At 67.9% G+C, this 9,374-nt stretch carries 12 protein-coding genes and 2 tRNA genes; 3 read left to right on the forward strand and 11 right to left on the reverse strand.

Going from position 1 to position 9,374, the window contains the following annotated elements; all coding sequences use genetic code 11:
- Positions 1-51: 51 nt before the first annotated feature.
- A complete protein-coding gene (locus AB0M65_RS33530) occupies positions 52-717 on the reverse strand; it encodes a S1 family peptidase (protein WP_364036872.1) in 666 nt (221 codons plus the stop codon).
- Positions 718-983: 266 nt separating this feature from the next.
- Here AB0M65_RS33530 and AB0M65_RS33535 point away from each other — a divergent pair, with 266 nt between their 5' ends.
- On the forward strand, positions 984-1,556 hold the full coding sequence (locus tag AB0M65_RS33535; RefSeq protein ID WP_364036875.1) for a YbhB/YbcL family Raf kinase inhibitor-like protein: 573 nt from the start codon (positions 984-986) through the stop codon (positions 1,554-1,556).
- On the opposite strand, the gene AB0M65_RS33540 is transcribed toward AB0M65_RS33535, so the two are convergent.
- The 5 genes from AB0M65_RS33540 to AB0M65_RS33560 are packed head-to-tail and all read right to left on the reverse strand — an operon-like array spanning position 1,553 to position 5,728.
- The gene (locus AB0M65_RS33540; protein WP_364036878.1) at positions 1,553-2,428 is read right to left on the reverse strand and encodes a polysaccharide deacetylase family protein; all 876 of its coding nucleotides are present in this window, start codon (positions 2,426-2,428) and stop codon (positions 1,553-1,555) included. The two genes, AB0M65_RS33535 and AB0M65_RS33540, sit on opposite strands and share 4 nt — an antisense overlap.
- The gene (locus tag AB0M65_RS33545) at positions 2,415-3,113 is read right to left on the reverse strand and encodes a fumarylacetoacetate hydrolase family protein (RefSeq protein ID WP_364036881.1); all 699 of its coding nucleotides are present in this window, start codon (positions 3,111-3,113) and stop codon (positions 2,415-2,417) included. Before AB0M65_RS33545 ends, AB0M65_RS33540 begins: the two co-directional genes overlap by 14 nt.
- Positions 3,110-3,463: a hypothetical protein gene (locus AB0M65_RS33550; protein WP_364036884.1), complete on the reverse strand. Its 354-nt coding sequence runs from the start codon at positions 3,461-3,463 to the stop codon at positions 3,110-3,112. The genes AB0M65_RS33545 and AB0M65_RS33550 overlap by 4 nt, the downstream gene beginning before the upstream one ends.
- A gap of 8 nt (positions 3,464-3,471) precedes the next feature.
- Positions 3,472-4,350 carry an MFS transporter gene (locus tag AB0M65_RS33555; protein WP_364036887.1) on the reverse strand — a complete coding sequence of 293 codons (879 nt, stop codon included), beginning with the start codon at positions 4,348-4,350 and terminating at the stop codon, positions 3,472-3,474.
- Positions 4,351-4,390: 40 nt separating this feature from the next.
- Entirely contained in the window at positions 4,391-5,728 is a 1,338-nt protein-coding gene (locus AB0M65_RS33560; protein ID WP_364036890.1) for an amidohydrolase family protein, read from the reverse strand.
- 97 nt (positions 5,729-5,825) lie between these two features.
- Here AB0M65_RS33560 and AB0M65_RS33565 point away from each other — a divergent pair, with 97 nt between their 5' ends.
- Positions 5,826-6,488, forward strand: coding sequence for a GntR family transcriptional regulator (locus tag AB0M65_RS33565; RefSeq protein WP_364036893.1), 663 nt, complete (start codon positions 5,826-5,828; stop codon positions 6,486-6,488).
- 93 nt (positions 6,489-6,581) lie between these two features.
- On the opposite strand, the gene AB0M65_RS33570 is transcribed toward AB0M65_RS33565, so the two are convergent.
- The 5 genes from AB0M65_RS33570 to AB0M65_RS33590 form a co-directional block, all read right to left on the reverse strand.
- Positions 6,582-6,652: transfer RNA gene (locus AB0M65_RS33570), tRNA-Gln, on the reverse strand.
- A 4-nt stretch (positions 6,653-6,656) separates the two neighbouring features.
- A tRNA-Leu gene (locus AB0M65_RS33575) sits at positions 6,657-6,729 on the reverse strand.
- Positions 6,730-7,150: 421 nt separating this feature from the next.
- A complete protein-coding gene (locus AB0M65_RS33580; protein WP_364036896.1) occupies positions 7,151-7,285 on the reverse strand; it encodes a hypothetical protein in 135 nt (44 codons plus the stop codon).
- Between the two features lie 33 nt (positions 7,286-7,318).
- A complete protein-coding gene (locus AB0M65_RS33585; RefSeq protein ID WP_364036899.1) occupies positions 7,319-7,807 on the reverse strand; it encodes a DUF488 domain-containing protein in 489 nt (162 codons plus the stop codon).
- Positions 7,808-7,867: 60 nt separating this feature from the next.
- The gene (locus AB0M65_RS33590) at positions 7,868-8,206 is read right to left on the reverse strand and encodes a nuclear transport factor 2 family protein (protein WP_364036911.1); all 339 of its coding nucleotides are present in this window, start codon (positions 8,204-8,206) and stop codon (positions 7,868-7,870) included.
- A 77-nt stretch (positions 8,207-8,283) separates the two neighbouring features.
- Between AB0M65_RS33590 and AB0M65_RS33595 the strand changes: the two genes are divergently transcribed.
- A complete protein-coding gene (locus AB0M65_RS33595) occupies positions 8,284-9,252 on the forward strand; it encodes a WYL domain-containing protein (RefSeq protein ID WP_364036902.1) in 969 nt (322 codons plus the stop codon).
- Positions 9,253-9,374: the final 122 nt, after the last annotated feature.

The raw sequence follows: 9,374 nt of genomic DNA on the forward strand, positions 1-9,374 counted from the left end.
GCACGCGAGTTACGATCTCAAGCACGCGAGTCACGTGCTTGAGATCGCCACTCACGACCCGGTCAGGATGGTCAGCCCGTAGGCCGAAAGGACGCGGTTGACCGGCTGGAAGTAGGAAGTGCCGCCACTGGTGCAGTTCCCGCTTCCGCCGACCAGCACACCCTGGGCCTGCGTCCCGCTGACGAACGGTCCGCCGTTGTCTCCCGGCTCCGCGCAGACGTTCGTCCGGGTCAAGCCGTAGAGAGCGCCTTCGGGGAAGTTGATCGTCTGGTTCTTCGCCTGGATCACCCCGCACCGCCAGCCGGTGGTCACGCCGTACTTGCACACCGAAGCGCCGACGGGGGCCTCGGTCGAACCGGTGATCGTCACCTTGGGGTCGACCGGCGGGATCGACCCCACCAGCCGCCAGTCGACGGTGTTGGTCACCCGGATGACGATCGCGCCGATCGGCGGCATCGGCGCCGCGGAGACCACGCCGACCACCCGGCCCGCGCTGCGGACGGTGTCGCCGGGCCTGCCGCAGGAGCTGCCGGCGATCAGGTAGCCGGTGGTGCCCCCGATCGCGGCGAAACCGGCGGTGCAGCGGGACGAGGTGCCGGTCACCAGCGGACTGCCACCGCCGAGAGGAGCGGGAGCGGTCGCCTGGGCGGTGGACGGGACGGTGAGGCAGAAGCACAGAAGTAACCCGAGAAGGCTGCGGAATCGGGGCGGTCTCATGGGGCCTCCGATGGCCGGGGAAGTGCTTCGATCGTAGCCAGGCCGGGTATCGCTGCCCATCGGCCGAATCGCGCAGTCCCGCTACACCGCGCGTACGACTTCCCGCACGGTCTCCAGGGTTTCGTCCGGGTGATCGAGGTGCCGATTTACTTCTCCGTGCTCGTGCACCACTGAAATACACCGCGTTTGGCCGGGAAAGTGCGCTGCCAGGGGAATCCGGGGTGCCTACGCTGGATTCAGCGCACCAATAGCCTCGGGAGCCTCCAGTGAGAAGCACCAGCATCGTGTTCTGCGCCCTGCTCATCACCTCGGCCGCCGCCGTCTCCCCCGCCGCCGCGTCGCCGGGCCGGAACGCGTTCGCCTTGTCCAGCAGCGCTTTCGTCAACGGCGGCGTGATACCCAAGGTCCACGAGTGCACCAGCGGCGGCGGTCAAGACCCGGCCAAGAAAAACGAGTCTCCTCCCCTGTCCTGGTCCGGCGCTCCCGCCGCCGCCAAGAGCTACGCGATCGTCATGCGTGACCTCGACAACGCCAACCTCATCCACTGGGTCATCTACGACATCCCGGCGACCACGACCTCGCTCCCCCAGAACGTCGAGCACGCCTACCGGCCCGCGGTCCCCGCCGGAGCAAGGCAGGTCTACTACCGGGGAAGCGCGAGCCTGTACGGCTATCAGGGACCTTGCTCACCCTCGACGGTGAACACGTACGAGTTCGTCGTGCACGCCCTCAACCAGGCTTCCTTGACCAGCCTGAATTCCAGCTCGTCGACGCAGACCGCGGCGAGGACGATCGCCGCGGCGTCGGTCGGCTCGGCCCGGATCAGCGGCGAGTCCTAGGGTTGTGTCTCCTCGTACCAGTCCAGGATCTGCGCGCCGGAGCAGAACACCGCCTCGTCGTTGCCGCGGATGTGTTCCAGCGCCTGGTCGAGGTACTTCAGGCGGTGCGGGGCTCCCATGATGTACGGGTGCACGACCAGCGCCATTACCCGTGCTGAGTCGTCCGCGCGGGCGTCGTCGAGGATCTGGTCGAACTGGTCGATCGCCCGCCGCCGGTACTCGTCCGCGGTGTGGTGCTGGATCAGCATCATCGCCACGTCGTTGCATTCCTGGGTATAGGGCACGTTCACGATCGGGCTCGTGCGGGTGCGCAGCCGGGTCGGCTGATCGTCGAGCACCCAATCGCAGACGTACTCGTAACCCTCTTCGACGAGCAGGTCCGGTGTCTCCCACGTCTCGGTCAGTCCCGGGCCCAGCCAGCCACGCGGCCTGCTGCCGGTGGCTTTCGTGATCGCGTCGCGGGTGCGCTGGATGTCGAGGCGTTCGTCCGCCACCTTCTGCATGTTCTTCTGGGTGAAGCCGTGTCCGACGAACTCCCAGTCCCGCTCGATCGCGGCCTGGGTGATCTGCGGGTACGCGCTGATCGCGGAGCCGTTGATGGCGAGCACCGCGGGGATTTCGTGCCGGTCGATGACGCGGAGCATCCGCCAGAACCCGACGCGGTTGCCGTACTCGTGCCACGCCCAGTTGGGGACGTCGGGGGTCGGGACCCCGCCCGCCGGCGGGGTGAGCACGGTCCGGGGCATCGGCTCGGTTTCCGACCACTCCTCCACGTTGACGATCAGCCAGACGGCGACGCGCGCCCCGCCGGGCAGGCTCAGCGCCGGACGACCGTGGATGGGGTCGTAGCCGATGCGTTCAGTCGGTTTCATGGCTCCCGCTTTCGGTGATGGTGACGGACAACGGCTCCAGGCCGTCGATGTCGACGCGGACGACGTCGCCGGGCCCGACAGCGCCGACACCGGCCGGGGTTCCGGTGTAGACGAGGTCGCCGGGCATGAGCCGGTAGTCGGCGGACAGGTGGGTGATGATCTCGGCGACGTTCCAGATCATCAGTCCGGTCCGGGTGCGCTGACGGACTTCGCCGTTGACCGACAACGTCAACCCGGCCTCGCCGACGTCGGCCCCCCGGGTGATCGGGCCGCACGGTGCGGACGCGTCGAACGCTTTCCCCGCCTCCCAGGAGATCTGCCGTTCCCGGCAGTCGCGTTGCCGGTCGCGGCGGGTCAGGTCGATCCCGGCGGCGTAACCGAGGACCAGCTCCAGCGCTCGGCCGGCGGGGACGTCGACGCCCTCGGCCCCGATGGCGACCACCAGCTCCCCTTCGAACTGGAAGTCCTCGGTACGGGGCGGATACGGTACACGGGCGCCGTCCTCGACGATCGCGTCCGCCGGTTTCTGGAAGAAGAACGGGTCGTCGCGCTCGTCGCCTTCCTTCATCTCACGGACGTGGTCGACGTAGTTGCGTCCCACGCAGTACACCCGGCGCACGGGAAACCGATCGGCCGTTCCGACGACCGGCAAGGACACAGTGGACGGACTGAACAGTAACGTCATCGAATCTCTCTTTCGGGCGTGCTGAACAGGATCGGGCGCAGGAACAGCGCCAGGAGCGCGCCGATCAGGGACAGACCGGCGATTTGGACCAGCCCGCCGCCGGTCCAGCCCAGAACGCCGACGAACCGGCTGAACACGTACCCGGCGACTCCGGCGGCGACGTAGATACACGTGATGAACAGGCCGGACGCGTGCCCGGCGATCCGCGGGCGTACCGATTTGACGAGCAGACCGGCGAGTACGACATACCCGCCGCTGCTGGCGAACAGTCCGAACAGGAACGAGAACGTCGCGTGCCAGGCCGGGCTGGGCGGACCGGTGAACAACGCGACGGCGGCCAGCGCGGTCAAGACATTGACTAATACCAGGCAGACGCGGGATCGAGCCGGTCGGTGAGGTAGCCGCCGAGCGGGGACGCGAACGCGGCGAGCCCGGACAGGCCGACGGCCAGGCCCGCCTGTCCCGCGGTGAACCCGAGCTCGTCCCGGACGTAGGTCGCATACAAACCGATGTAAGCGAAATCCGCCAGTCCGAAAAGGACGGTGATAGCCGCCAGCAGCATCGGGTTGCGGGACACAATGGACGGTGCGCCGCCGGAATGGTGCGTCTGTGCCCGCTCACTCGTGGCCTCGCTGAACCGGCGCGGGATGAACAGGACGACCGCCATGGCGACGATCAGGCCGAGGACGCCGAACGCGATCATGGGGACGCGCCACGCGCTCGGCTCGGTCAGCAACGCGGCCGCGACCAGCGGGCCCACCACGGATCCGGTCGCGAAGGCCATATTCACCGCCCCGATCGCCAGGCCGCGATGCCGGGGGAACGCCCCCGCCGCCACGGTGATGATCGCGGCCAGTTGCAATGCCTCGCCGACACCGGACAGCACCCGCCAGGCGAGCATGTCGGCGAATCCGGCGCTGACGACGGTCATGATCGTCGCCAGCGAGAAGATGACCGTGCCTGCCACGATCAGGACCTTGCGGCCGAAGCGGGCGAGCGCGATCCCGGCGGGGATGCCGGTGAGGCCCATGCCGAGCGCGAACATCGTGGCCTGCAGACCGGATTGATCGAGGCTGAAGCCGTACTCCGCCCGGACTTCGGGCAGCAGTACGGGAAAGACCATACGGTCCATCGCGTTGACCGAATAGGCGAGCAGGAGCAAGGCGAACATGGCGATCGCCGGTCCGGTGGCGACAGCGCCTCCGGCCTGCTCTGTTCGCGCAGTGTTGGTGGTCATTCGTGCACCGCCTCTTCGTCGTTGAATCGGGGGTCGGGAATCACTCCCAGGCGCCCGCCGCGCGGGCACGGGCGACGAGGGCGTCCCGCCGCGCGTCGGCTTCGTTGATCGCCGCCTGTGCCGACGGCTGGGCGAGCCTGCCGTTTTCGAGCAGGATCCGGCCGTCGACCATCACTTTGACGATGTCCGTGGCGCGGCCCTGCCGGATCAGCGCCTCGGCCAAATCGCCAGAGGGCAGAAGATTCGCCGCCGTCCCGTCGAGGAACAGCAGATCGGCTCGTTTCCCCGGCGTGATCGAACCGATGACGTCCGCCAGGCCGAGATCCCTTGCCCCGCCGAGCGTCGCCATCTCCAGCAGCTTGCGCGGAGTGGCCACTGTGGACCCGCGCCTCGCCGTCTCGACCGCTTCGACGGCACGCAGTGTGGTGAGGACGTCGGGAGCCGTCGGCATCGCGAGCGTGTCCGTCGACAGCGACACCGGCACGCCCGCTTCCATCAGTTCGCTCACCAGCGGAAAGCCCATCGTGCGCATCTCGGTGATAGGACTGAGCGAAACGCGGGTGCCGGTGGCGGCCAACGCGGCGATGTCGTCGGACGACGCGTGGACGGCGTGCACGATCTGCAGATCCGGGCCAAGCAGGCCTTCGTCGGCGAGCCGCGTGAGGCCGCAGGAGCGGCACCCCTCCTCCCGCAGGCAACGATCGCAGTGCATGGTGATGGGCATGCCCAGTTCCCGCGCGGCCGTCCATTCCGGACGGTAGACCTCCGCCGGTGTCCGATAAGGACCCCGGAGCGCCACACCGAAGTCGAGCAGGCCGTCGAGGCGTTCCGGTGGCCAGCGGCCGGCGAACCGGCGGAGATCATCGAGGTCCATCTTTTCGTCCGACGGTGTGGAATCGCGCGGCCCATAGGAGAAGCGACCGCGGATACCGGCGTCGAGTTGCGCGCGGACGTTCACGTCGGCGTCCTCGCCGGTGCGGACGTTGTGGTCCCAGTTGTGCACGGTCGTGATGCCCGCGGTCACCGCTTCGGCGAGCGCGAACCTCGCCGCCCAATAGAAGTCTTCGACGTCGTGGTGCGGCCCCAGTCCTCGTTTCACCGAGAAGTAGTCACGGCCCGGCGCGTCGCCGACCGTCCCGCGCAGGAGGCTGTTCCACAGATGCCAGTGCGTGTCCACGAATCCGGGCAACGCGACGAGCCCGCTGCCGTCGACCGCGTCCGGGTCGCCCGAGGGCCCGGCGGTGACGGCGGTGATCTCGCCGGATTTCACCGTCACCGTGGCGTCCGCGAGGTCTCCCAGGCGTGGATCCATCGTGACCACGGTCAGCCCGGTGATCGTCATATCCGTGCGTGCGGGCAGATCCGGTTCAGGCGACATGCCTGCTCACCTCCTTCTCGACGGGATCAGTATGCATTGCATGCAATGCATGTCAACAGTGCTCCCGGAGGTTTTGCATGCACTGTATGCTGGCGACGTGAGAACACGTGACGGAGCGTCAAGCAGCGCTGACGAGGTGTACACCACCCTGCGTGGCCGCTTCGCCAACGGAGACCTGGCCCCCGGCGAGCGCCTCACGGAGGCCGCCCTCGCACAGGAATTGGGCGTGAGCCGGACACCCGTGCGCGAGGCACTCGGGCGGCTCCAAACCGACGGCCTTGTCGTGCCCGCCGCACGCGGAGTCGCCGTCGCGGCCCTGAGCAGCGACGAGATCGAGCACATCTACGAACTACGCGCGACACTGGAAGGACTGGCGGCGGCACACGCCGCACGTCAGCAGGCCGCCGGACTCGTCGCCCCCGCCGTGATCCGCGACCTCCAAGACGCCGCCGACGAGGTCGCACAAGCCGTCGACGACGGTGACACCAAACGATCCGCGCGCGCGAACATGGCTTTCCATCGAGCCTTCGCAGACATCCCGAAGAACCCGTTCCTCGAAGACGCGCTGCACCGCATCTGGGACCGGATCGCGGTTTCGACCGTCTCCAACCTGTCCGACGGCGACTGGGCGAAGACCGTGCTCAGCCAGCACCAGGACATCTGCCGGGCCATCGTCGCGGGCGACGAGAAGGCGGCCCGCGACGCCGCGGAGGACCACATTCGCGCCGCGATGCGGATCTACCGGGCCGCGCACACCTGATCGTTCCCAGATGCGGGGGCCCGGGTTTGTTCATGAAGGAATTGGGACGTTGAGTGTCCCAATTCCTTCATGAACAAGCGGAGGATGTTTCAGCTCCCGGTCCAGGATTCGAACCTGGGCGAGCGGATCCAAAATCCGCCGTGCTGCCGTTACACCAACCGGGATCGGTGCCCCTGCCAGGATTCGAACCTGGACTGGACGCGTTCTGAGCGCGTTGCCTCTTCCGTTGGGCTACAAGGGCGAACGTGGTGGAGGAGGGAGTCGAACCCTCTGCGTCACGAATATCTGCTCCGCCACGAAATAAAGAAAGCCGCCCTGATCGGTTTCCCGATGGGGGCGGCTCCCGGACGCGAGGAGTATTACCTCACGAAGGGAAGCCCGAGCGGCCCAGAAGTCCTTGATAATATGACGAGCACCGCATCGATCGCTGTCGCGTGTTCGTCATGACCACTCCTTGGTTTGTTCGGTGTGACATCAGCATTGCCCAGGCCGGGGTCGACGTCAATCGCATTATTGAGGGGTAAGGCAAACGTGGCGTGATGCCCGGGTTCGCTGTGGCCGACTTGTTCGCGGGGTTGGCGGCCAGCGCGAAGGCGTGACTCGCGTGCTTGAGCACGTAACTCGCGTGCTTGAAGAGGGATCTCACGTGCTGGATGCCGAACTCAGGCGTGCGGAGTCTGAGCACGCGAGTCACGGCTCTGGAATACCGGGTGGGCCACCCAGGCGCCGAACGATCCGGCGAACCGCACGGGGCCTGCTTCTTGCCGGTGGAAGGCGAGGACCTCGTCAAGCGACATGCCCACCAGAGTGCGCGGCTCCGGCGGCCGTCGCTACGACACCGGGCGGAGATCCGTGACCGGCAGGCCGTGTTCGGCGCGCAGACGGGCGGCCACGAGTGAGCGGTGACATGCCTCCGGGTCGCGTTCGACGCAGAAGAACGCGATCGCCGACTGGTCCGGGAGCCCGGCCACGAGCGTACCGAGGTCGAACGGGTCGAGGATCTCGCGGATGTAGCGCTCGGCGTACTCGGCCGCGAGCGAGACCCGGTTCCGCTTGCCCACGCCCTGGCGGTCGTCCTCGCGGTACTGGAGCCGGCGCAAGTCGGTCGTCGGCGCCAGGTCCTTCACGTGCCGATAGCCGATGTCCGCCTCGGCGAGCGCGCGTTGGAGTCGCACCGAATTCGCCCAGGAGTAGTCGGGCCCGCGGACGCCGCGACGCTGACGGAGGTCGAGCAGCAGCCCCACTCCCCCGTCGGTGAGTTCTTCGACGAACGCCCCGGCAGTGAAGCCGTAGACGCCGATCGTCACGATCTTTCTCATGACCGCTCCTCGGTGACGGACGGCGGTGGGCTCGGGCGCGCCGAGCCCACCGCCACCTCGCTAGGGCAGGAGTACCGGCTGGTCCACGGCCCACAGCCACGATCCGTCCGGCTGCCGACGGGCGATCTCGACGGTCATCTCGCCGGTGGTCAGCGTGGACGCGGTGAGCGCCAGGTCATCGCCGACCAGCGCCAGATGCTGCCTGCCCGGTTCGAGTACCGGCGCGGCCGCGACGAACTCTTCGTACACCTTGCGGATCTCCGCGTGCCCGGTCGCGAGGCTGCCGGGCGGGAACGCCAGCACGGCGTTCGGTTCGTACAACGCCACCAGTCCGTCGACATCGCCCGCGTTGGCGCGTTCGATGAAGTACTTCCCCAGGTCGTTCGGCTCAGTGGCCACAGTCTTGCTTGTCATGGGGAGCAGCCTCCCAACGAATACCCGACATCCTGTGTCGTGTATTCCGGTAAAGTTTCCGTATGCGCGCCGACCGGTTGGTATCGCTGGTGCTCCTGCTGCGCCGGCACGGACGGTTGTCCGCGACCGCGCTCGCCCGCGAGCTGGAGGTGTCGACCCGCACCGTGCTGCGTGACATCGAGGCGCTGTCCGCGGCGGGTGTCCCGGTCTACGCCGAACGCGGCAGGCACGGCGGTTTTGCCTTGCTGCCCGGTTTCCAGACCGAACTCACCGGGCTGAACCACGACGAGGCGCTCGCACTGCTGGTCGCCGGATCGCGGCGCGGCGCGCAGGCGTTCGGCCTCGGTTCGGCGCTTGCTTCAGGTATGCGAAAGGTGGTCGACGCGCTGCCCGAGAGCTATCGCGACACCGCGGCGGGCGCGGCCCAGCGGCTGCTCATCGACCCGGAGACCGACCTGCTGGCGCGCCGGCTGGACGCCGAGGAGGTGCCCGACACCGTCGTGGCCGAGGTCCGGCGCGCGGTGTTCGCCGGACACAAGCTGCGCATCCACTACGCGGCCGCGGACCAGGCCCCGAAATGGCGCACGGTGGATCCGATCGGCCTGGTCACCGTCCGCGGCCAAGGCTATCTGCTGGCCACGAGATCCGGCGAGGACCGCACCTACCGCCTTTCCCGCGTCTTGGAAGCCGAGAAACTCGACGAACCCGCGCAGCGACCGGAGCGGGTCGATCTGGACCGGGCATGGCAGGAACGCACGACGCGGTTCCGGAACGGCGGCGACCAGGTCATCGTGCTGGCGCGCGTGAATCCCGCGAGGCGCGGGGACCTGGCGGACACCGCGCTGGCCGTCCGCGCCGAAGAAACCGACGCGGACGGCTGGCTGCGGCTGGAGGCATCCTTCCAAGACGCCCGACACGCCCAGTGGGCGCTGTGGCAGCTCGCCACGAACGCGGAAGTACTGGCCCCGCAGTGGTTGCGGACGTCCTTGCGTGACCGCGCCGCGGCGGTCGTCAGCTGCTACGGGTCGTGAGTGTTTTGGGTCGTTAGAGCCAAGAGTGTCTTAGTGCCTACTGGATTTGGCTGCGGGGCTGATCGCGGGTCAGGGTCTGTGAAGGACTCCTTGCGCCTAGGTACAGGAAGGGGGCCTTCCTG

It is taken from the genome of Amycolatopsis sp. NPDC051071, assembly GCF_040682875.1.
Taxonomy (GTDB): domain Bacteria; phylum Actinomycetota; class Actinomycetes; order Mycobacteriales; family Pseudonocardiaceae; genus Amycolatopsis.

What these genes read in the sequence shown, in the direction of transcription:
- AB0M65_RS33540 (WP_364036878.1), bottom strand. Translation starts at nt 2,428, where the DNA reads ATGAAACCGACTGAACGCATCGGCTACGACCCCATCCACGGTCGTCCG.
- AB0M65_RS33530 (WP_364036872.1), bottom strand. Translation starts at nt 717, where the DNA reads ATGAGACCGCCCCGATTCCGCAGCCTTCTCGGGTTACTTCTGTGCTTC.
- AB0M65_RS33545 (WP_364036881.1), bottom strand. Translation starts at nt 3,113, where the DNA reads ATGACGTTACTGTTCAGTCCGTCCACTGTGTCCTTGCCGGTCGTCGGA.
- AB0M65_RS33595 (WP_364036902.1), top strand. Translation starts at nt 8,284, where the DNA reads ATGCGCGCCGACCGGTTGGTATCGCTGGTGCTCCTGCTGCGCCGGCAC.
- AB0M65_RS33585 (WP_364036899.1), bottom strand. Translation starts at nt 7,807, where the DNA reads ATGAGAAAGATCGTGACGATCGGCGTCTACGGCTTCACTGCCGGGGCG.
- AB0M65_RS33555 (WP_364036887.1), bottom strand. Translation starts at nt 4,350, where the DNA reads ATGACCACCAACACTGCGCGAACAGAGCAGGCCGGAGGCGCTGTCGCC.
- AB0M65_RS33560 (WP_364036890.1), bottom strand. Translation starts at nt 5,728, where the DNA reads ATGTCGCCTGAACCGGATCTGCCCGCACGCACGGATATGACGATCACC.
- AB0M65_RS33580 (WP_364036896.1), bottom strand. Translation starts at nt 7,285, where the DNA reads ATGTCGCTTGACGAGGTCCTCGCCTTCCACCGGCAAGAAGCAGGCCCC.